This is a genomic window from Achromobacter sp. SIMBA_011 (assembly GCF_046535435.1).
Taxonomy (GTDB): domain Bacteria; phylum Pseudomonadota; class Gammaproteobacteria; order Burkholderiales; family Burkholderiaceae_B; genus Achromobacter; species Achromobacter dolens.
Window position 1 is genome coordinate 1 of the sequence record NZ_JAWRWN010000715.1, and the last position, 260, is coordinate 260.

Here is a 260-nt window from a genome sequence, read left to right on the forward strand (position 1 = left end):
GCTGCGCGAGTTCGCCGGGCGCGTCGTGCGCGATCGGCGAAAGCACCACGTCGCGCTCCACGCCCAGATGCCCGACGCTCAGTTCGGAGAAGCGCTTCGCGATGCTCTTGAAGATTTCCCAGTCGCTTTTCGCCTGCCACGAAGGATCGACGGCGGCCGAGAGCGGATGAATGAACGGATGCATGTCCGACGTGTTCATGTCGTCCTTCTCGTACCACGTGGCCGTGGGCAGCACGATATCCGAGTACATGCAGGTCGTG

At 62.7% G+C, this 260-nt stretch carries 1 protein-coding gene; it reads right to left on the reverse strand.

Translation table 11 applies throughout. From position 1 onward, the window contains the following. On the reverse strand, positions 1 to 260 hold a 260-nt coding region (locus SB816_RS32830; RefSeq protein ID WP_410548359.1), incomplete at both ends, for a molybdopterin-dependent oxidoreductase.